Here is a 19,901-nt window from a genome sequence, read left to right on the forward strand (position 1 = left end):
TGGTGGTACAGCACGAAAGTGGGGGTGATCGACCTGAAGAAAAAGTCGATCACCATGGGTAAAGGATGTTAAAAAGTGTTCACCATGTCCCCGAACACCTGTCTACCATGTCCCCGGACTGTACAGGGAGAGGGTTGGGGTGAGGGCATCAGGCCGCAGTGCCGCCCAATCGCCCGGTGGCGCTTCGCTTACCGGGCCTACAAATTCCGTTGCCGTCCGGCACACTCCAGCCGGTACACCCAGTCGTCATAACGTACGCCGTCAATCTCATACGCCTTTTCCAGCACCTGCGTACGCACAAACCCCGCTTTCTCCAGCACCCGCACAGACCCGGCGTTGTCCGCCAGCACGTACGCGTTAATCGCTTTTACGCTGGTCTGGCTAAACGCATAGTCACATACCGCGCGCAGCGCCTCGCTGGCGATGCCTTTTCCCTGCGCGGCAGGCACAACAGTGTAGCCGATATCCGCCTCTTCACGGTTCTCAGGGCTGATTTGCAGGCCGATATCGCCCAGCGGCGTATCGTCATCCTGAAAACGAATCACGAAAACATGCTCCGCCATCAGGCGTGCAGCAAACACGCGTCGGGTCTCTTTTTCGGGTGCAATAGCGGCCATATAGCGCATGACGTCGCGGTTTTCGCGCAGCGAGCGGAAGAACGCCCAGTCAGAGGGTTCGAAAGGGGTGAGGTGAAGCCGGGGAGTGGTGATGGTTGCCATTGTTACGCCATTTCATCGGAACATGGCGTATCACTGTAACATATTCAGCGCACCACATCCCCCAGCGCCTCTTCTAAATCGTACCAGCGGAAGGCAAACCCGGCCGCTTCCAGACGTTTTGGCAGCGCACGCTGCCCGCCCAGCACCAGCACCGATGATTCTCCCATCAACAGCCGGATCGCCGTCGCAGGCACGCGTAAAATCGCCGGACGATGCAGGGCATGCCCCAGCGCGTGGGCAAACTGTTCATTACGCACCGGATAGGGCGCAACCATGTTAAACGGCCCGCGCAGATCGTTATCCAGCAGCCAGATAATGCCGTTCACCATATCGTCGATGTGGATCCACGCCAGATACTGACGCCCGTTGCCAATTGGCCCGCCGAGCCCCAGCTTGAAGGGAGGAAGCATTTTACCCAGAATGCCGCCTTTCGGCGCAAGTACCACGCCGGTACGCAGCAGGCAGACGCGGGTACGATCGCTCTGCGCCGCGCAGGCGATACGCTCCCACTGGGCGCAGAGTTTATGGGTAAATTCATTATGCGGCGGCTCCTCTTCGGTCACCACCACTTCGCCGAGATCGCCGTAATAGCCCGTCGCAGAGCCTGAAATGAGCACCGATGGCGGCGTATGGCTGTTGCGAATCAGCTCGACCAGCTTCTCGGTGATAGTCCAGCGGCTGCTGCACAACCGCTGCTTCTGCTCTTCGGTCCAGCGCTTGTCGGCAATGGGTTCACCCGCGAGGTTGATGACGGCGTCAAAGCCGTCCAGATTCTGCTGCTCAGCCAGACCTTTCCAGATGTCGACACCTGCCCCCAGCACCTGACGTGCTTTCTCCGGGCTGCGCGTCACCACGGTAATCTCGTGATGCAGCGCGTGCAGACGGGGAATGAGATGACGGCCAATCAGGCCCGTACCGCCGGTCAGCAGAATCTTCATACAACCTCCAGGTTTATGCCTGGCGTCGCCAGCTTAACGTCATGGAAACGGAGTCGGCGTAACGCAGGGCGTGAAGTTTATCGATCTCGACTTCAGCATAAGTGACCCAGTGATGTTCGCGTGCGATGTCGAGCACATCCTGAGTTAATTTTTCCAGCAAAGAGAAGCGGTTGTTCTCCACGTACTGGATAATGTTTTTGGTGATTGTGCGATAGTTCAGCGCGTCATTGATATCTTCGCTGGCCCGCGCTTTGTCTGCGGGGTAGTGAATAACCACATTGATGACAATGTCCTGCCGGTTGGCAATCTCTTCCTCTTTGATACCGATGAACGTCCGTAAGCGTAAATTTTTTATACGTATAATCGCGTCATGCTGTGACATTGCAGGTCTTCTCCGTGTCAGTATTTGCTGCCCATAATACATGAGAGCGCGTCATGCACCCAACGGGGCAGTGGTCTAAATCTGCTGGATTATTTGCATGGCGCGCTCGGTCGCAGGGCGGGTCCGAATCCGTTCAAACCAGTTATTCACGGCAGGGTATGCCGCCAGGTCAATTCGGTGTTTTTCATGAGTGTTGATCCACGGCCAGCAGGCGATGTCGGCAATGCTGTAATGATCGCCGCCAAGCCACGGCGTTTTCTCCAGCCGACGATTTAGCACGCCATATAATCGCTGGGTTTCAACCTGATAACGTTCTATAGCATAAGGAATAGGCTGTGGGGCGTAGGCGGTAAAGTGATGATTTTGCCCGAGCATCGGCCCGAGACCGCTCGACTGCCAGAAAAGCCATTGCAGGGTGTGGTGACGCTCACGCAGTTCACCGCTCAGCAGCTTGCCGGATTTCTCCGCCAGGTAGAGCAAAATCTCCCCGGATTCAAACAGACTTAACGGCCTGCCGCCGTCGGCGGGCAGATTATCAATAATGGCCGGAATTTTATTGTTGGGCGATATCGCCAGAAAGACCGGCCTGAACTGATCGCCTTTGCTGATATCCACGCGAATGATCCGGTACTCCAGTTCGGCTTCTTCCAGAAAAAGGGTGATCTTATGGCCGTTTGGGGTAGGGGCATAGTAAAGGTCGATCATTCTCAACTCCTGTTAGTGTGAAAAGTGATGCCATAAAAATCAGTATAGGTGCCTGTTGTAAATCGTGAGTTTTCATCAAGTGACAGCGAGCCAAAGAGATTATATGTTGAGTGAAAACCGTTCAGCCAATGAGGAAGTTATGAACCAGCCTGCGATAACGTTGTGGTCCGATGCCTGTTATTTTTCACCCTATGTGATGAGCGTTTACGTCGCTCTGGCGGAAAAAGGATTGTCTTTCACCCTGAAGACCATCGATCTGGACAGTGGCGAACACCTGAAGCCGCAGTGGCAGGGTTACGACCTGACCCGACGCGTGCCGGTGCTGGAGATTGACGGTTTTGCATTGAGCGAATCCTCGGCGATCGATGAATACCTTGAAGATCGCTTTGCGCCGCCGGAGTGGGAGCGCATTTATCCTCACGATCTGCAAAAGCGCGCCCGAGCACGGCAGATCCAGGCGTGGTTGCGTAGCGATCTGGTGCCTATCCGCGTTGAACGTTCCACTGACGTGGTTTTCGCCGCCGTGAAAAAGCCCGCGTTGAGCGCGGAGGGCAGCGCCAGTGCGCAAAAGCTGATTGAGACCGCGTCTGAGTTGCTGGCGCACGGCAACCCGAATCTCTTCGGCGAGTGGTGCATTGCGGATACCGATCTGGCGCTGATGCTGAACCGTCTGATCCTCAACGGCGACGAGGTTCCGCAACTGCTGGTGGATTATGCTGCATTCCAGTGGCAGCGCGCTTCCGTACAGCGCTATGTGGCACTCTCCGCTAAGCGCGCGGGCTGATAAGGCCTGGCGCTTCAGGTATGATAGAGCAGTCTGTTTTCCTGAGGAGTGACTGATGAAACTGATGTTTGCGTCGGATATCCATGGATCGCTGCCCGCTACCGAGCGCGTTCTTTCTCTGTTTGCCGAAAGCGGGACAAAGTGGCTGGTGGTGCTGGGCGATGTGTTAAACCATGGCCCGCGAAATGCGCTGCCGGAAGGGTATGCACCCGCGCAGGTGGCGGAAAAACTGAATGAGCATGCCTCGCGTATTATCGCGGTGCGCGGTAACTGCGACAGTGAAGTTGACCAGATGCTGCTGCATTTTCCCATCACCGCGCCCTGGCAGCAGGTCCTGCTGGAAAAGAGCCGTCTTTTTTTGACTCACGGTCATCTTTTTAGCCCGGATAACCTACCGGCACTCGCCGCTGGCGATGTCCTGGTTTATGGTCATACTCATATTCCGGTAGCGGAAAAACGCGGTGAGATTTATCACTTTAACCCCGGTTCGGTCAGCATTCCGAAAGGCGGTAATCCGGCGAGCTATGGCATGCTGGATGGAAATACCCTGCGCGTTATCGCACTTAATGATCAGCAAGTTATTGCGCAGATAGCGATTAATCCGTAAGTTACACCACAACTGCAAACGCGCCGAAAGAGCGCTTAGACGAGAAGGTTTCCCGATGGTGGAGCAGAATCATTTGGCAAGTACTGAGTGGGTTGACATTGTCAGCGAAGAGAACGAAGTGATCGCGCAGGCCAGCCGCGAACAAATGCGCGCGGAGCGTCTGCGTCACCGTGCAACATACATCGTTGTGCATGACGGCATGGGCAAGATTCTGGTTCAGCGCCGCACGGACACCAAAGATTTTCTCCCCGGTATGCTGGATGCCACGGCGGGCGGCGTTGTGCAGGCAGATGAAGTGCTGCTGGATTCCGCGCGTCGCGAAGCAGAAGAAGAGTTAGGTATCGCCGGCGTGCCGTTTGCCGAGCACGGCCAGTTCTATTTCGAGGACGAAAACTGTCGCGTCTGGGGCGGGCTGTTTAGCTGTGTCTCTCACGGGCCTTTCGCCCTGCAGGAAGAGGAAGTGAGCGAAGTCTGCTGGATGACGCCGGAAGAGATCACCGCGCGTTGCGACGAGTTCACCCCGGACTCCTTAAAAGCACTGGCGCTGTGGATGACCCGCAACGCCAAAAACGAATCCGCTAAGCCAGAAAGCAAAGCGGAAAAAGAGGAAGAGGCTGAGTAAGCCTTAACAGCTTTCCCGCAGACAGAGGCTGGACGCGATAGGTTTATGGTCGCGCCAGTCTCCATCATTCAGACGTTCCAGCAACGCTTTCCCTGCCTCAATTCCAATCTTACGATGCGGTACCGCCATGGTCGTCAGCGGCGGCTGACAGACGCGGCTCACGTCGCTATCGCCAAAGCCTACCACTGCTAAATCGTCCGGCACTTTAATGCGTCGACGCTGGCATTCATAGAGTGCCCCGCAGGCCAGTTCGTCCGAGACGCACACCAGCGCATCCAGTTCCGGCCAGGCCAGCAGGAATTCCGGCAACTGTGCCGCGCCCGTGGAGAAATTTGGCGGCATGGCGGCGTTAATCACTCTGTTCGGCGACAAATGGTGGCGAAGCATGGCTTTGTACCAGCCCTGCAAATGCTGCTGGAAAATCCACTGCTCCTGGTTTGCGCACAGCAGGCCGATATTTTGGTACCCGCGCTGAATCACCATTTCCGTCAGTTCGTACATGGCGGCGACGTTATCAATGCCGATATTCATATCAATCGGATCGGCGCGCATCGCCCCCATTTCCATCACCGGAATGGAGGCATTTTTCAGCCAGTGGCGCACGGTGTCCGTGTGCTCGACGCTGAGCAAAATGGCGGCGGCGATATTTGACGCCAGCAGCGTTTCCAGTAATTTCTCTTCCTGTTCAAGACGGTGCTGGGACTCTGCCAGCATGATCTGATATCCGGCGGGTTGCAGCACCTGCTGTAGCCCGGCGAACATCTCTGAGCAACCGGCTTCGGAGAGGTTAGGAACAACCATTGCGATCGTCCATGAAGAGGCTGACGCCAGCGCGCTGGCCGCAAGATTAGGCATGTAGCCCAGCTCCTGCACCGCAGCGTCTATTTTTTCTCGCAGTTTATCGGAAACCTGTTCGGGCGTGCGGAGCGCACGGGACACGGTCATTGTGCCCACACCGGCAAGCAGTGCGACATCGGCCAGCGTCACCTTACCGGTACTGCGTCGTTTTCGGGTTAGAGACATACACCTTCCTGCTAACAGGGCGCGACTACTATCATCCTTCGCTTCACGTGAAAGGCAGTATACGCCTTAAATCCCTTTTTTTGCTGTGATTTAGCACCGTGATTGCAATTTGATAGCGCTATCACATTTCTGCATGTTAACTATTGGTAGCGCTATCTTTGTGATCCTGATCGCAGTCATTCATTGAGGTGTTGAATAAAGTTTGCTCATCTTTAGCGTTGTAGCCGGAGGGCAAAGTGCTCAAAAAATGGATATATGATACAACCATCACGCTGCAGGAGAGCGTAGAGGACTGGCCGCAGGCGCTGGAGCTGTGCGCGAAGCCGCTGCTGGATTTGCAGGTGATTTCGCCGGAATACATCACGGCCATCATCGAACAGCATCATACTTTGGGTCCTTATTACGTGCTGGCACCAGGGCTGGCGATGCCGCATGCGCGGCCGGAAGAAGGGGCGAAAGGACTCGGCCTGTCATTATTAAAACTGAAAAAAGGTGTCTCTTTCGGTGCCGGTGAGTTTGACCCCGTCGACGTGATAGTCATGCTGGCGGCACCGGACAAACATAGCCATATCGAAATGATCTCGGCGCTAGCAGAATTATTTTCCAGCGATGAGGATATGGCTGAATTACATCAGGCGAATACGCGGGAGGAGATAAAAACCATTATTGACCGCTTCTGATTTAATTCTTTAATCCGATTATTCACAACATTACGCGTCAGCGTGGTGGGGCGTACTCTACTCAAAATAAGGGAACAACAATGAAAATCATGGCTATTTGCGGGTCCGGCCTTGGCAGCAGTTTTATGGTCGAAATGAATATCAAAAAGGTACTTAAAAAGCTGGAAATTGAGGCAGAGGTTGAACACTCCGATCTCTCGTCTGCAACGCCTGGCGCAGCCGACCTGTTCGTGATGGCAAAAGACATCGCGGCCAGCGCCAGCGTGCCGGAAAGTCAGCTGGTGGTGATCAACAACATCATCGACATCAACGAACTTGAAGCGCAGCTGCGTGCCTGGTTCGAAAGACAATAACCCTGATTAGGCGAGGTGGATATGTTTATCCTTGAAACGCTGAATTTCGTTGTTGATATTTTAAAAGTCCCTTCGGTGCTGGTGGGATTAATTGCCTTAATCGGTCTGGTTGCGCAGAAAAAAGCGTTTTCGGACGTGGTGAAAGGAACAATTAAAACTATTCTCGGCTTTATTGTGCTGGGCGGCGGCGCCACGGTGCTGGTGGGGTCGTTAAATCCTTTGGGCGGAATGTTTGAGCACGCCTTTACTATTCAGGGCATTATTCCAAACAATGAAGCGATTGTGTCGATTGCGCTGGAAAAATACGGTGCCTCGACCGCGCTGATTATGGCCTTTGGGATGGTGGCGAATATTATCGTCGCGCGCTTTACCCGCCTGAAATACATCTTCCTGACAGGTCACCACACTTTCTACATGGCGTGCATGATTGGCGTGATCCTGACGGTGGCGGGCTTTGAGGGCGTGGGTCTGGTCTTTACCGGCTCGCTAATCCTCGGCCTGATCATGGCCTTCTTCCCGGCGATTGCGCAGCGCTACATGAAGCGCATAACCGGCAACGATGAGATTGCCTTCGGCCACTTCGGCACGCTGGGCTACGTGCTGTCCGGCTGGATTGGCAGCAAGGTCGGTAAGGGCTCACGCTCAACGGAAGAGATGAACCTGCCGAAGAACCTGAGCTTCCTGCGCGACAGTTCGATCTCCATCTCCCTGACCATGATGATTATCTACCTCATCCTGGCGGTGAGCGCCGGACGTGAGTACGTAGAGGCGACCTTCAGCGGCGGCCAGAACTACCTGGTCTACGCCATCATCATGGCGATCACCTTTGCGGCGGGCGTGTTCATCATCCTGCAGGGCGTACGCCTGATACTGGCGGAAATCGTCCCGGCCTTTACCGGCTTCTCGGAAAAACTGGTGCCCAACGCGCGCCCCGCGCTGGACTGCCCGGTGGTGTATCCGTATGCGCCAAACGCGGTGCTGATTGGCTTCCTGTTCAGCTTCCTCGGCGGGATTGTGGGGTTGTTCATCTGCGGCCAGTTCAGCTGGGTGCTAATCCTCCCGGGTGTGGTACCGCACTTCTTCACCGGCGCAACGGCGGGCGTGTTCGGTAATGCCACCGGCGGACGTCGCGGGGCAATGATTGGCGCCTTTGCTAACGGCCTGCTGATCACCTTCCTGCCGGTTCTGCTGCTGCCGGTGCTGGGCGCAATTGGCTTTGCCAACACCACCTTCTCGGACGCCGACTTCGGCGCGGTTGGGATTGTGCTCGGCAACCTGGCGCGCTTCCTGTCGCCGCTTGCCATTACCGGGCTGGTTGTGGCGTTGTTCGCGCTGCTGGTGGCGTACAACGTCTTCGCGAAAAACAAACCTGCGGGCGGTAACGCGCAGGAAAACACCGGAGCCAAATCATGAATGAGAAAGAGATAACCGAACTCGCGCGTCAGATCCGTCTTGAGACGTTGAAATCCCTGACGCAGCTGGGCTTTGGCCACTACGGTGGCAGTATGTCGGTGGTTGAAACCCTGGCCGTGCTGTACGGCGCGGTGATGAAAATCGACCCGGCGGATCCGGACTGGCCGGAGCGAGACTATTTTGTCCTGTCGAAAGGACACGCGGGCCCGGCGCTCTATAGCACGCTGGCGATCAAGGGCTACTTCCCCGTTGAAGAGCTGAGCACGCTCAACCAAAACGGCACGCGGCTGCCAAGCCACCCGGACCGCCTGAAAACGCGCGGCGTGGATGCCACCACCGGCTCGCTGGGGCAGGGTATCTCCATTGCCGGCGGTATGGCGCTGTCGCAAAAGCTGGCGGGGCGACCGAATCGGGTGTTTTGCATCGTCGGTGATGGCGAGCTGAACGAGGGACAATGCTGGGAAGCCTTCCAGTTTATCGCCCACCATCGCCTGAACAATCTGACGGTGTTCGTGGACTGGAACAAGCAGCAGCTCGACGGCGAGCTGGACGAGATCATCAGCGCGTTCGACCTGGAGGGGAAATTCCGCGCCTTTGGCTTTGACGTGGCGACGGTGAAGGGCGACGACATTCCGGGTCTGCTGGCGGTAACGTCGCGGGTCCCCGAGGCCGAAGCGCGTCCATTAGTTGTCATCCTCGACAGCATCAAAGGGCAGGGTGTGCCGTATCTGGTGCAGCTCAGCAACTCGCACCACCTGCGATTGACCGCAGAGAGCAAAGCGGCCCTCAACGAGACGATTCGCCAACTGGAGGCTTCACATGATTAAGGTTGCACCGGCAGGAGAGAAAGACGCCGTTGAGATGCGTAAGGTCTACGCTGGCTTTGTGGCAAAGCAGATTGAGGCAGGAAGCGAGATTATCGCCCTGGAAGCGGATCTGATGAGCTCGATGGCGATGGACGGCGTGGCGCGCAATTATCCGCAGCACGTGATTAACTGCGGGATTATGGAGGCCAACGTCATCGGCACCGCGGCGGGGCTGTCGCTTACCGGGCGTAAGCCGTTCGTGCACACCTTCACCGCGTTTGCCAGCCGCCGCTGCTTCGATCAGCTGTTTATGTCCCTGGACTACCAGCGTAACAACGTGAAGGTGATTGCGTCGGACGCGGGCGTGACGGCCTGCCACAACGGCGGGACGCATATGTCATTTGAGGATATGGGCATCGTACGCGGCCTGGCGCACTCGGTGGTGCTGGAGGTGACCGACGCGGTGATGTTCGAGGACGTGCTGCGCCAGCTTATCGACCTCGAAGGCTTCTACTGGGTGCGGACCATTCGTAAACAGGCGCCGAGCGTGTACGCCCCGGGCTCTACCTTCACCATTGGCAAAGGCAACGTGCTGCGCGAAGGAAGCGATATTACCCTGATTGCCAACGGCATCATGGTGGCGGAAGCGCTGGAGGCGGCTCGCCAGCTTGAGCAGGAGGGCGTAAGCGCGGCGGTTATCGACATGTTTACCCTGAAGCCCATCGACCGGATGCTGGTGAAAAACTACGCCGAGAAAACCGGGCGCATCGTCACCTGTGAAAACCACAGCATTCACAACGGCCTGGGGTCGGCGGTGGCGGAAGTGCTGGTGGAAACCTGTCCGGTACCGATGCGGCGGGTGGGCGTCAAGGAGCGCTACGGTCAGGTAGGGACGCAGGATTTCCTGCAGAAGGAGTATGGCCTGACGGCACATGACATTGTGTCGGCGGCGAGAGAGCTGCTGTAAATAAAAAAGGCGACCCTTTGTGGTCGCCTTTTTGTTGCCCGGTGGCGCTCACGCTTACCGGGCCTACGGTCCTGTAGGCCGGATAAGCGAAGCGCCATCCGGCAAGACCTTACAATTACTGCTGCTGCGAAGACTGGATCGCGGTCAGAGCGATGGTGTAGACGATATCGTCAACCAGCGCGCCACGGGACAGGTCGTTCACAGGTTTGCGCATGCCCTGCAGCATTGGCCCGATGGAGATCAGGTCTGCAGAACGCTGTACCGCTTTGTAGGTGGTGTTACCGGTGTTCAGATCCGGGAAGATGAACACGGTAGCGCGACCTGCAACCGGCGAGTTCGGCGCTTTGGATTTCGCAACGTCAGCCATTACCGCAGCATCGTACTGCAGCGGGCCGTCGATCATCAGGTCAGGACGTTTTTCCTGCGCCAGACGGGTCGCTTCACGCACTTTCTCTACGTCGCTACCTGCACCAGAGGTACCGGTAGAGTAGGAGAGCATCGCCACGCGCGGTTCGATACCGAAGGCAATCGCAGAGTCTGCGGACTGGATAGCGATTTCCGCCAGCTGTTCTGCGGTTGGATCCGGGTTGATCGCGCAGTCGCCGTAAACGTAAACCTGTTCAGGCAGCAGCATGAAGAATACGGAAGAAACCAGAGAGCTGCCCGGTGCAGTTTTGATCAGCTGCAGCGGTGGACGGATGGTGTTCGCCGTGGTGTGAACCGCACCGGAAACCAGACCGTCAACTTCGTCCTGCTCCAGCATCAGCGTGCCCAGCACCACGTTGTCTTCCAGCTGTTCGCGCGCAACGGCTTCGGTCATGCCTTTGCTCTTACGCAGCTCAACCAGACGGGCTACGTAGCTTTCGCGAACCACTTCAGGGTCAACGATTTCGATGCCAGCGCCCAGCTCAACGCCCTGAGACGCCGCCACGCGGGTGATCTCATCCGGGTTACCCAGCAGCACACAGGTCGCGATGCCGCGCTCTGCACAGATAGCAGCGGCTTTAACGGTACGTGGTTCGTCGCCTTCTGGCAGAACAACGCGTTTGCCTGCTTTACGCGCCAGCTCGGTCAGCTGGTAACGGAATGCTGGAGGAGACAGACGGCGGCTGCGCTCGGAGGTCGCCGTCAGGGATTCGATCCAGTCTGCGTTGATGTAGCCCGCAACGTATTCCTGAACTTTCTCGATACGCTCGTGGTCATCAACCGGTACTTCCAGGTTGAAGCTCTGCAGGCTCAGGGAGGTCTGCCAGGTGTTGGTGTTCACCATGAAGACCGGCAGGCCGGTGGCGAACGCGCGTTCGCACAGCTTGCTGACGCGTGGGTCCATCTCGTAGGCACCGGTGAGCAGGATCGCACCGATTTCCACGCCGTTCATCGCGGCCAGGCACGCTGCAACCAGCACGTCTGGACGGTCTGCGGAGGTGACCAGCAGGGAACCTGCGCGGAAGTGCTCCAGCATGTGCGGAATGCTGCGCGCACAGAAGGTCACGGACTTCACGCGGCGGGTGTTGATGTCGCCTTCGTTAACCACGGTGGCGTTCAGGTGGCGCGCCATATCGATTGCACGGGTGGCAATCAGATCGAAGCTCCATGGCACCGCGCCCAGTACTGGCAGCGGGCTGGATCCCTGCAGCTTAGCCGGATCAATCTTGATGACTTTCGCTTTAGAAGAGTCGTCGAAGATCTCGGACAGGTCAGGGCGAGTACGGCCCTGTTCATCCACTGGCGCATTCAGTTTGTTCACGATCACGCCGGTGATGTTGGTGTTTTTCGCGCCGCCGAAGCTGCTGCGCGTCAGTTCGATACGCTCGTTCAGCTGCTCTGGGGTGTCAGTGCCCTGAGACATCACGAAAACGATCTCTGCGTTCAGGGTTTTCGCAATTTCAAAGTTCAGAGACTGGGCAAACTGGTGTTTGCGCGTGGGGACCAGACCTTCAACCAGCACCACTTCCGCGTCTTGCGCGTTAGCGTGGTAGTTGGCGATGATCTCTTCCATCAGCACGTCTTTCTGGTTGCTGGAGAGCAGAGATTCAACGTGGCTCATCTTCAGCGGTTCAGCCGCTGGCAGATTGGAATTCTTGCGAACGATGGTGGTGGTCTGGTCTGGCGCATCGCCACCGGCACGCGGCTGGGCGATTGGCTTAAAGACGCTCAGACGAACGCCTTTGCGTTCCATAGCACGGATCACGCCAAGGCTGACGCTGGTCAGGCCGACGCTGGTTCCGGTAGGGATCAGCATAATAGTACGGGACACGGTTTATCCTCTTTCGTTACCGCCGCGATTGGGCGGGTTACAAAACAGCACCGCCAGCATTGCTGGCGGTGTGGAATCAGGCAGTCAGACGGTTCGCGTCTTGCGCGATGACCAGCTCTTCGTTAGTTGGAATAACGATAGCAGGGCGGGTACCTTCTTTGTTGATGAAGCCAGACTTGCCGAAGCGGGCAGCCAGGTTACGCTCGTGATCAACCTCGAAGCCCAGAACGCCCAGTTTGCCCAGGGACAGTTCACGAACCATAGCCGCGTTCTCACCAATACCACCGGTGAAGATTACCGCGTCCAGACGGCCTTCCATCAGTGCAGTGTAAGAACCGATGTACTTCGCCAGACGGTGGCAGTAAACGTCCATTGCACGTTTAGCGTCTGCTTTCTCTGCGTAGTTGTCTTCAACGTAACGGCAGTCGCTGGTCACTTCGGTCAGACCCAGCAGGCCAGACTCTTTGGTCAGCATTTTGTTGATGTCGTCAACACTCATGCCCAGGGTGTCGTGCAGGTGGAAGATGATTGCCGGGTCGATGTCACCGGAACGGGTACCCATCACCAGACCTTCCAGCGGGGTCAGACCCATAGAGGTATCAACACATTTACCGTTGCGGATAGCAGAAACAGAACCACCGTTGCCCAGGTGGCAGGTGATGATGTTAACTTCTTCAACCGGCTTGTTCAGAACTTTTGCGGCTTCCTGAGTCACATAGAAGTGGCTGGTGCCGTGTGCGCCGTAACGACGAACGCCATGCTCTTTGTACAGGCTGTACGGCAGGGCATACAGGTAAGACTCTTCCGGCATGGTCTGATGGAACGCGGTGTCAAACACGGCCACGTTTTTGTCTTTCAGATTCGGGAAGGATTTCAGCGCTTCAGCGATACCGATCAGGTGAGCCGGGTTGTGCAGCGGCGCGAAGGACGCAGAGTCCTTGATACCCTGAATCACAGATTCGTCGATCACGACGGAGCTGGTGTATTTTTCGCCGCCGTGGACGATACGGTGACCAATCGCAGTCAGCTGAGCAGACAGTTCTGGTTTTTGTGCCAGAATAGTGTTAACGATAAAGTTCAGCGCTTCACTGTGAGCGGCGCCTGCACCTAAAGCCGCTTCTTGTTTGCTGCCGTCCATCTTCCACTTGATACGTGCTTCAGGCAGATGGAAACATTCGGCCAAACCAGAGAGGTACTCGTCACCGTTGAGCGCATCGATGATGGCGAATTTCAGTGAGGAGCTACCGCAGTTCAGAACCAGTACTAACTTACTCGACATGGAAGTACCTATTATTGATACGTGGCTAAAAAAACGTCAGTGAGTCTAAAAGCGTAACGCATGATGACCCAGACATTTATGATTAACATCATGCCAGGCGAACATTCCGGCATGATGAAAGAAATACCTATGATTTTATGCCATTTTGAACATTTTTCAGACAATGGCATAATATGCGATAATTTGACGAGTTAACGGTTCTCGTCTACGGCCTTATCAGGCTGGCACAGGATACCCGATACGGGGTAGCGATGACAAAATATTTTGAACGTTGTCATAGCCTGTTGTGGTTTTGCACAAAAATTTTAATTTTTATATGTGAAGTTGAGGTACAGCCATGTCGACACCCGAAAATCCATCCGTGAATTTCTTTAGTCTGTTTCGTCGGGGACAGCATTACGCGAAGACGTGGCCACTGGAAAAGCGCCTCGCGCCGATGTTTATAGAAAACCGCACTATCCGCGCCACGCGCTTTGCGATTCGCTTTATGCCTCCTGTTGCCATCTTTACCCTGTGCTGGCAAATTGCCCTCGGCGGCCAGCTTGGACCTGCCGTCGCCACCGCGCTCTTTGCGCTGAGCCTGCCGATGCAGGGGCTATGGTGGCTGGGGAAACGCTCAATTACGCCGCTGCCGCCTACAATTTTACACTGGTTTTATGAAGTCCGTGGAAAACTTGAGGAAGCCGGTCAGGCGCTGGCACCGGTCGAAGGCAAGCCTGATTACCAGGCGCTGGCTGACACGCTCAAGCGCGCTTTTAAGCAACTTGATAAAACATTCCTTGATGACTTGTGATTGATCATCGAAACGACTAATAAAAGAAGGCACAGTAACAAACAGTTACCGTGTCTTTTTTTTAAAGTGCAATGCGCTACAGGAGTCGAAAGATGGAAATGACCCATGCCCAACGTCTGATTTTGTCTAACCAGTACAAGATGATGACTATGCTTGATCCCGATAACGCAGAACGCTACAGCCGCTTGCAAACTATCGTCGAACGCGGGTTTGGTTTACAGATGCGCGAACTGGATCGCGAGTTTGGCGAACTGAAAGAAGAGACCTGCCGCATCGTGATCGACATCATGGAGATGTATCATGCGCTGCATGTGTCCTGGACGAATCTCAAAGATCGCCAGTCCATTGACGAGCGCCGCGTAACCTTCTTAGGCTTTGATGCCGCAACGGAAGCGCGCTACCTGAGCTACGTTCGCTTTATGGTGAACACCGAAGGGCGCTATACCCATTTTGATGCGGGTACTCACGGCTTTAACGCGCAAACCCCAATGTGGGAAAAATACCAGCGCATGCTGGGCGTATGGCATTCCTGCCCGCGCCAGTACCATTTAAGCAGCAACGAAATTCAACAAATCATTAATGCCTGACGGAGGTGCGTGTGCAGTGTAAAGGTTTTCTGTTTGATCTGGACGGTACGCTGGTGGATTCGCTGCCGGTAGTGGAGCGTTCATGGTGCCATTGGGCCGACAGGCACGGCATCGACCATCAGGACGTACTGAATTTCATCCATGGCAAACAGGCCATTACCTCCTTGCGACACTTCTTAGCGGGACGTACTGAGGAAGAGATTCAGGCAGAGTTCAAATACCTCGAGAACATTGAGGCTACCGATACGGAAGGCATCACCGCGCTGCCGGGCGCACGCGAGCTGCTTGAACATTTGAACGAAGCACATATTCCGTGGGCCATTGTGACCTCCGGCTCCATTCCCGTAGCCCATGCTCGCCATAAGGCGGCGGGTTTACCGAAGCCAGAGGTGTTCATTACTGCAGAGCGCGTCAAGCGCGGCAAGCCAGAGCCGGATGCGTTCTTGCTTGGGGCAGAGTTGCTGGGCCTTGCACCGGCGGACTGCGTGGTGGTGGAAGATGCAGCAGCCGGCGTGCTGGCCGGGCTTAACGCAGGGAGCCACGTGATCGCCGTTAACGTCCCGGCGGACTCTCCCCGGTTGAGTGAGGCGGATTTTGTGCTGAATACACTGACCGCGATTAACGTCACGAAGGGACCCGGCGGAGTTGTAACCGTCTCGCTAAAAATGTAATCCCATGATATAGCCCCACATTGTTGGGGCTTTTTTATGGCAGAATTCGTTATCTTCCACTGACAAGGATAGGTTGTGAACGGTGAACTGATTTGGGTCCTGAGCCTGCTGTTAATCGCCATCATTCTTTTCGCTACAGGCAAGGTGCGCATGGATGCCGTCGCCCTGTTTGTCATCGTCGCGTTTGTGCTGAGCGGCACGCTCACGCTACCCGAGGCATTCTCCGGGTTTAGCGATCCCAACGTTATTCTTATCGCCGCCCTGTTTATCATTGGTGACGGGCTGGTGCGCACCGGCGTGGCGACCATTATGGGAACGTGGCTGGTGAAGGTGGCGGGCAGCAGTGAAACCAAAATGCTGATCTACCTGATGGTAACGGTTGCCGGACTGGGGGCGTTTATGAGCTCAACGGGCGTGGTCGCCATCTTTATTCCGGTGGTGCTGAGCGTCTCCATGCGGATGCAGATCTCGCCGTCGCGCCTGATGATGCCCCTGAGTTTTGCCGGTTTGATCAGCGGCATGATGACGCTGGTGGCGACGCCGCCAAACCTGGTCGTCAACAGTGAACTGATCCGTGAAGGATTCCAGGGCTTCAGTTTTTTCAGCGTTACTCCGATTGGGCTGGTCGTTCTGGTGATGGGCGTGGTCTACATGCTGCTGACCCGTTTTGCCCTGAAAGGCGAAAATCAGGATAAAAGCAAAGAGGGCTGGAAGCGACGCACCTTTCGCGATTTGATTAAAGAGTACCGTCTCACCGGGCGTGCACGACGTCTGGCTATTCGCCCCGGCTCACCGATGATTGGCCAGCGGCTGGACGATCTTAAGCTCCGTGAACGCTACGGTGCGAACGTCATCGGCGTGGAGCGCTGGCGACGTTTCCGCCGGGTGATTGTCAACGTTAACGGGGTGTCGGAATTCCGCGCGCGGGACGTTCTGCTGATTGATATGTCCACCGCAGAGGTAGACCTGCGTGAGTTTTGCAGCGAACAGCTGCTGGAGCCGATGGTGCTGCGCGGCGAGTATTTCTCCGACCAGGCGCTGGATGTCGGTATGGCCGAAGTGTCGCTGATCCCGGAATCGGAGCTGTTGGGGAAAACCGTGCGGGAAATGGGGTTCCGAACCCGCTATGGCTTGAACGTCGTGGGACTGAAGCGCGATGGCGTGGCGATGGAAGGCGCAGTGGTGGATGAGCCGATCCTGCTGGGTGACATCTTTCTCGTCGTCGGTAACTGGAAGCTGATTAGCCAGCTCGGGCAAAATGGGCGTGATTTTGTGGTGCTCAATATGCCGGTTGAAGAGAGCGATGCGTCCCCGGCGCACAGCCAGGCACCTCACGCGATTTTCTGTCTGGTGCTGATGGTCGCACTCATGCTGACCGATGAAATCCCCAATCCGGTCGCGGCCATCATCGCCTGCCTGCTGATGGGGAAATTCCGCTGCATTGACGCCGAAAGCGCGTATAAAGCCATTCACTGGCCGAGCATTATTCTGATTGTCGGGATGATGCCCTTTGCGCTGGCGTTGCAAAAAACCGGCGGGGTGGATTTGATCGTTAAAGGCTTAATGGACGTAGGCGGCGGGTATGGGCCGTACATGATGATGGTCTGTCTGTTTATCATGTGCGCCTCCATCGGGCTGTTTATCTCCAATACCGCGACGGCGGTACTGATGGTGCCTATTGCGCTGGCGATGGCGAAATCCATGGGCGTGTCGCCGTATCCGTTCGCGATGATGGTGGCGATGGCGGCCTCCGCGGCATTTATGACGCCGGTATCTTCACCGGTGAATACGCTGGTGCTGGGGCCCGGGAATTATAGATTCAGCGATTTCGTGAAGATTGGCGTGCCGTTCACCGTGCTGGTAATGGTGGTGTGCGTGGTGTTAATTCCGGTCCTGTTCCCGTTCTGAGAATATTGCCGGGTGGCGGCTGCGCCTTACCCGGCCTACAAACCGTAGGCCCTGCAAGCGCAGCGCCGCTGGGCGACAGTCAGAGGGGGGAATCCTGGCTAATCTCATCCAGCGACAGATGGAAGCTCGGTACAAATACCTGCATAAAATAATCCATCTCTTCGCTGCGGCGCGACTCCAGCGTTTTTTCCAGACGCGTTTTCGCCAGTAAAAACTCGTTATTCCCCGCAGACAGCTCTTCCAGACACTTCAGGTAGGCGCAGAGCGCGTCGGCCTGCTTCACCAGCAACTTTTCATCTTCCGTATACTGATGTTCATCGATAAGCGGCTCAAAGATATCGCGTAATTCATCCGGCACCATATCGATCAGCTTCTGCTGAGCAATCTTCTCAATCGCCTTATATTCCTGCGCAATCTGCGAGTTGAAATATTTCACTGGCGTCGGCAGATCGCCGGTCAGTACTTCCGAGGCATCATGGTACATCGCCAGCAGGGCAATACGTTCAGCGTTGACCTGCCCGTTGAATTTGCGGTTCTTTATGGCGGCCAGCGCGTGAGCGACCATCGCAACCTGCAGACTGTGCTCTGAAACATTTTCCGTGCGGACGTTGCGCATCAGCGGCCAGCGGTTGATCAGCTTCAGGCGGGAGAGGTGGGCAAAGAAATGACTCTGACTCATAGGTTACCTTTTGTCTTTACTGCGACAGGCGTTCATTGTGCGGGGAGGGGAGGCAAGATGCAAATTTGCGGATTATGTAGGCCGGGCAAGCGCAGCGCCACCCGGCAGAAAGGCAATGTTACTGATGGTATCCAGAGAGGAAGCGCCCGAAGCGGCTGATGGCCATTTCGAGGTCATCTTCGCGCGGCAGGGTCACAATGCGCACGTGATCCGGCCACGGCCAGTTAAACGCCGTACCCTGAACCAGCAGCACTTTTTCCTGCAGCAGGAAGTCGAGCACCATCTTCTGGTCGTCGTGAATATTGAAGCGCTTCGCGTCAATTTTCGGGAACATATAGAGCGCGCCGTTAGGTTTCACGCAGGAGACGCCAGGAATATCGTTGATCAATTCCCACGCGCGGTTACGCTGTTCATACAGGCGACCACCGGGAACGATAAACTCGCTAATGCTTTGGTAGCCGCCGAGCGCCGTCTGGATCGCGTGCTGTGCAGGAACGTTGGCACATAAACGCATCGACGCCAGCATTTCCAGCCCTTCAATGTAGCCTTTGGCGTGCTTTTTCGGACCGTTCAGTACCATCCAACCCTGACGGAAACCGGCTACGCGGTAGGTTTTAGACAGGCCGTTAAAGGTGACGGTCAGCAGATCCGGGGCCAGCGCGGCGATCGAGTGGTGTTGTGCCGCGTCGTACAGGATTTTGTCGTAGATTTCGTCGGCAAAAATGATCAGGTTGTGCTGGCGGGCGAGCTCGACGATCTCCATCAGCAGTTCTTTCGAATAGACCGCACCCGTCGGGTTGTTCGGGTTAATGATCACGATGCCACGCGTGCGAGGCGTAATTTTCGCGCGAATATCATCAAGGTCCGGGAACCAGTCAGAGGACTCGTCACAGAGATAATGAACGGCTTTACCGCTCGACAGCGACACGGCCGCCGTCCACAGCGGGTAGTCCGGCGCAGGTACCAGCATTTCGTCGCCGCTGTTCAGCAGCGCCTGCATCGCCTGCACAATCAGTTCAGAGACGCCGTTGCCGATATAGATATCTTCAACGGTAACGTCACGCATACCGCGCGCCTGATAGTGCTGCATGATGGCTTTACGCGCGGAATAGAGTCCTTTTGAATCGCAGTAGCCTTGTGCAGTAGGAAGGTTGCGGATCACATCAACCAGAATTTCATCCGGCGCTTCAAAACCAAATGGCGCAGGGTTACCAATGTTGAGTTTCAGAACCTTATTGCCTTCTTCTTCAAGGCGTTTGGCCTCTTTCAGAACCGGGCCGCGGATGTCGTAACAGACGTTATCTAGTTTGCTGGATTTTTCGATAGGGGACATGAACCTTTAACCTTTTCGCTAGTATTGCCACTCCCTGCCGTGGAAGTCTGCACGGAACAATGTACTCCCCCCTCGCTTCGTTTTGAAGGGTGTACAGGAGAAGATTTTGTACAATGCGTCAATTCCTGTGGAATCTATTTCACTGCTTGCAGTGAGTTCTGTTGTGCTAAAGTAATGTGATAAGTATGTTCTTAAGTTGATTGTGCTGTTTATTTTGAGTTGTATTTCATATTATGCTGATAAAAATAAAAAACATGCCCATTACGCAGTAAGAAGTTCCCCTAAGTGACTTTTCGTAAAATCAGATGCTTCGAGACAGACTGTTAGAATAGTATGCTTAGGCTAAAAGTTACTCATGTGAAATTAATGTTAAGTGTTATTAATGAATGGTCTTA

At 55.5% G+C, this 19,901-nt stretch carries 21 protein-coding genes; 12 read left to right on the plus strand and 9 right to left on the minus strand.

What is annotated here, in order from left to right:
- Nucleotides 1–197: 197 nt before the first annotated feature.
- The 4 genes from AC2T6E_RS07885 to yfcG all read right to left on the minus strand — a co-directional run bounded on the left by AC2T6E_RS07885 (nt 198) and on the right by yfcG (nt 2,744).
- Complete coding sequence (locus tag AC2T6E_RS07885) at nt 198–719, minus strand: GNAT family N-acetyltransferase (protein ID WP_174339892.1); 522 nt, start codon at nt 717–719, stop codon at nt 198–200.
- Nucleotides 720–763: 44 nt separating this feature from the next.
- Nucleotides 764–1,657: a TIGR01777 family oxidoreductase gene (locus AC2T6E_RS07890; protein ID WP_148400455.1), complete on the minus strand. Its 894-nt coding sequence runs from the start codon at nt 1,655–1,657 to the stop codon at nt 764–766.
- 13 nt (nt 1,658–1,670) lie between these two features.
- Nucleotides 1,671–2,039 carry a dihydroneopterin triphosphate 2'-epimerase gene (gene folX / locus AC2T6E_RS07895; RefSeq protein WP_010433280.1) on the minus strand — a complete coding sequence of 123 codons (369 nt, stop codon included), beginning with the start codon at nt 2,037–2,039 and terminating at the stop codon, nt 1,671–1,673.
- Nucleotides 2,040–2,114: 75 nt separating this feature from the next.
- Nucleotides 2,115–2,744: a GSH-dependent disulfide bond oxidoreductase gene (gene yfcG, locus AC2T6E_RS07900; protein ID WP_100165823.1), complete on the minus strand. Its 630-nt coding sequence runs from the start codon at nt 2,742–2,744 to the stop codon at nt 2,115–2,117.
- A gap of 139 nt (nt 2,745–2,883) precedes the next feature.
- Here yfcG and yfcF point away from each other — a divergent pair, with 139 nt between their 5' ends.
- The 3 genes from yfcF to yfcD are packed head-to-tail and all read left to right on the plus strand — an operon-like array spanning nt 2,884 to nt 4,757.
- Nucleotides 2,884–3,528, plus strand: coding sequence for a glutathione transferase (gene yfcF / locus AC2T6E_RS07905; RefSeq protein WP_316468016.1), 645 nt, complete (start codon nt 2,884–2,886; stop codon nt 3,526–3,528).
- A 55-nt stretch (nt 3,529–3,583) separates the two neighbouring features.
- Nucleotides 3,584–4,135 carry a phosphodiesterase gene (gene yfcE / locus AC2T6E_RS07910; protein ID WP_427353338.1) on the plus strand — a complete coding sequence of 184 codons (552 nt, stop codon included), beginning with the start codon at nt 3,584–3,586 and terminating at the stop codon, nt 4,133–4,135.
- A gap of 55 nt (nt 4,136–4,190) precedes the next feature.
- Complete coding sequence (gene yfcD / locus AC2T6E_RS07915; protein ID WP_010433290.1) at nt 4,191–4,757, plus strand: NUDIX hydrolase YfcD; 567 nt, start codon at nt 4,191–4,193, stop codon at nt 4,755–4,757.
- A gap of 3 nt (nt 4,758–4,760) precedes the next feature.
- On the opposite strand, the gene AC2T6E_RS07920 is transcribed toward yfcD, so the two are convergent.
- The gene (locus AC2T6E_RS07920) at nt 4,761–5,780 is read right to left on the minus strand and encodes a LacI family DNA-binding transcriptional regulator (protein ID WP_010433293.1); all 1,020 of its coding nucleotides are present in this window, start codon (nt 5,778–5,780) and stop codon (nt 4,761–4,763) included.
- Nucleotides 5,781–6,016: 236 nt separating this feature from the next.
- On the opposite strand from AC2T6E_RS07920, the gene AC2T6E_RS07925 reads away from it, so the two are divergent.
- The 5 genes from AC2T6E_RS07925 (at nt 6,017) to AC2T6E_RS07945 (ending at nt 9,999) form a co-directional block, all read left to right on the plus strand.
- Nucleotides 6,017–6,460 carry a PTS sugar transporter subunit IIA gene (locus AC2T6E_RS07925; RefSeq protein WP_010433295.1) on the plus strand — a complete coding sequence of 148 codons (444 nt, stop codon included), beginning with the start codon at nt 6,017–6,019 and terminating at the stop codon, nt 6,458–6,460.
- Nucleotides 6,461–6,540: 80 nt separating this feature from the next.
- The gene (locus AC2T6E_RS07930) at nt 6,541–6,813 is read left to right on the plus strand and encodes a PTS sugar transporter subunit IIB (RefSeq protein WP_003861447.1); all 273 of its coding nucleotides are present in this window, start codon (nt 6,541–6,543) and stop codon (nt 6,811–6,813) included.
- 21 nt (nt 6,814–6,834) lie between these two features.
- On the plus strand, nt 6,835–8,226 hold the full coding sequence (locus tag AC2T6E_RS07935; protein ID WP_089597908.1) for a PTS ascorbate transporter subunit IIC: 1,392 nt from the start codon (nt 6,835–6,837) through the stop codon (nt 8,224–8,226).
- Nucleotides 8,223–9,053: a transketolase gene (locus AC2T6E_RS07940; protein ID WP_486691271.1), complete on the plus strand. Its 831-nt coding sequence runs from the start codon at nt 8,223–8,225 to the stop codon at nt 9,051–9,053. The genes AC2T6E_RS07935 and AC2T6E_RS07940 overlap by 4 nt, the downstream gene beginning before the upstream one ends.
- A complete protein-coding gene (locus AC2T6E_RS07945) occupies nt 9,046–9,999 on the plus strand; it encodes a transketolase family protein (RefSeq protein ID WP_486691273.1) in 954 nt (317 codons plus the stop codon). The genes AC2T6E_RS07940 and AC2T6E_RS07945 overlap by 8 nt, the downstream gene beginning before the upstream one ends.
- A 115-nt stretch (nt 10,000–10,114) precedes the next feature.
- Here AC2T6E_RS07945 and pta read toward each other — a convergent pair whose 3' ends face one another.
- A complete protein-coding gene (gene pta, locus AC2T6E_RS07950) occupies nt 10,115–12,256 on the minus strand; it encodes a phosphate acetyltransferase (protein WP_010433310.1) in 2,142 nt (713 codons plus the stop codon).
- 76 nt (nt 12,257–12,332) lie between these two features.
- Complete coding sequence (ackA, locus tag AC2T6E_RS07955) at nt 12,333–13,535, minus strand: acetate kinase (protein WP_010433314.1); 1,203 nt, start codon at nt 13,533–13,535, stop codon at nt 12,333–12,335.
- A gap of 337 nt (nt 13,536–13,872) precedes the next feature.
- On the opposite strand from ackA, the gene yfbV reads away from it, so the two are divergent.
- The 4 genes from yfbV (at nt 13,873) to AC2T6E_RS07975 (ending at nt 17,494) form a co-directional block, all read left to right on the plus strand.
- Complete coding sequence (gene yfbV / locus AC2T6E_RS07960; RefSeq protein WP_010433317.1) at nt 13,873–14,328, plus strand: terminus macrodomain insulation protein YfbV; 456 nt, start codon at nt 13,873–13,875, stop codon at nt 14,326–14,328.
- A gap of 92 nt (nt 14,329–14,420) precedes the next feature.
- Entirely contained in the window at nt 14,421–14,915 is a 495-nt protein-coding gene (locus tag AC2T6E_RS07965) for a YfbU family protein (protein WP_010433320.1), read from the plus strand.
- Between the two features lie 11 nt (nt 14,916–14,926).
- Nucleotides 14,927–15,586, plus strand: a complete 660-nt coding sequence (locus AC2T6E_RS07970) for a sugar phosphatase (protein WP_010433324.1) — start codon at nt 14,927–14,929, stop codon at nt 15,584–15,586.
- 75 nt (nt 15,587–15,661) lie between these two features.
- On the plus strand, nt 15,662–17,494 hold the full coding sequence (locus tag AC2T6E_RS07975; protein ID WP_211449085.1) for an SLC13 family permease: 1,833 nt from the start codon (nt 15,662–15,664) through the stop codon (nt 17,492–17,494).
- Nucleotides 17,495–17,573: 79 nt separating this feature from the next.
- Here the strand turns inward: AC2T6E_RS07975 and yfbR are convergent, their stop codons facing one another.
- Nucleotides 17,574–18,173, minus strand: coding sequence for a 5'-deoxynucleotidase (yfbR, locus tag AC2T6E_RS07980; protein WP_265186012.1), 600 nt, complete (start codon nt 18,171–18,173; stop codon nt 17,574–17,576).
- A 118-nt stretch (nt 18,174–18,291) separates the two neighbouring features.
- A complete protein-coding gene (gene alaA / locus AC2T6E_RS07985; RefSeq protein ID WP_008500204.1) occupies nt 18,292–19,506 on the minus strand; it encodes an alanine transaminase AlaA in 1,215 nt (404 codons plus the stop codon).
- Nucleotides 19,507–19,901 lie beyond the last annotated feature (395 nt).

The sequence above is a fragment of the Enterobacter sp. B79-1 genome (genome assembly GCF_057444735.1).

Bases quoted from the DNA above. Each gene is read 5' to 3' on its own strand.
- AC2T6E_RS07935 (WP_089597908.1), top strand. From the start codon at position 6,835: ATGTTTATCCTTGAAACGCTGAATTTCGTTGTTGATATTTTAAAAGTC.
- alaA (WP_008500204.1), bottom strand. From the start codon at position 19,506: ATGTCCCCTATCGAAAAATCCAGCAAACTAGATAACGTCTGTTACGAC.
- yfbV (WP_010433317.1), top strand. From the start codon at position 13,873: ATGTCGACACCCGAAAATCCATCCGTGAATTTCTTTAGTCTGTTTCGT.
- AC2T6E_RS07890 (WP_148400455.1), bottom strand. From the start codon at position 1,657: ATGAAGATTCTGCTGACCGGCGGTACGGGCCTGATTGGCCGTCATCTC.
- yfcG (WP_100165823.1), bottom strand. From the start codon at position 2,744: ATGATCGACCTTTACTATGCCCCTACCCCAAACGGCCATAAGATCACC.
- folX (WP_010433280.1), bottom strand. From the start codon at position 2,039: ATGTCACAGCATGACGCGATTATACGTATAAAAAATTTACGCTTACGG.
- yfbR (WP_265186012.1), bottom strand. From the start codon at position 18,173: ATGAGTCAGAGTCATTTCTTTGCCCACCTCTCCCGCCTGAAGCTGATC.
- AC2T6E_RS07940 (WP_486691271.1), top strand. From the start codon at position 8,223: ATGAATGAGAAAGAGATAACCGAACTCGCGCGTCAGATCCGTCTTGAG.
- yfcD (WP_010433290.1), top strand. From the start codon at position 4,191: ATGGTGGAGCAGAATCATTTGGCAAGTACTGAGTGGGTTGACATTGTC.
- ackA (WP_010433314.1), bottom strand. From the start codon at position 13,535: ATGTCGAGTAAGTTAGTACTGGTTCTGAACTGCGGTAGCTCCTCACTG.
- AC2T6E_RS07885 (WP_174339892.1), bottom strand. From the start codon at position 719: ATGGCAACCATCACCACTCCCCGGCTTCACCTCACCCCTTTCGAACCC.
- AC2T6E_RS07945 (WP_486691273.1), top strand. From the start codon at position 9,046: ATGATTAAGGTTGCACCGGCAGGAGAGAAAGACGCCGTTGAGATGCGT.
- AC2T6E_RS07965 (WP_010433320.1), top strand. From the start codon at position 14,421: ATGGAAATGACCCATGCCCAACGTCTGATTTTGTCTAACCAGTACAAG.
- yfcF (WP_316468016.1), top strand. From the start codon at position 2,884: ATGAACCAGCCTGCGATAACGTTGTGGTCCGATGCCTGTTATTTTTCA.
- AC2T6E_RS07930 (WP_003861447.1), top strand. From the start codon at position 6,541: ATGAAAATCATGGCTATTTGCGGGTCCGGCCTTGGCAGCAGTTTTATG.
- yfcE (WP_427353338.1), top strand. From the start codon at position 3,584: ATGAAACTGATGTTTGCGTCGGATATCCATGGATCGCTGCCCGCTACC.
- AC2T6E_RS07920 (WP_010433293.1), bottom strand. From the start codon at position 5,780: ATGTCTCTAACCCGAAAACGACGCAGTACCGGTAAGGTGACGCTGGCC.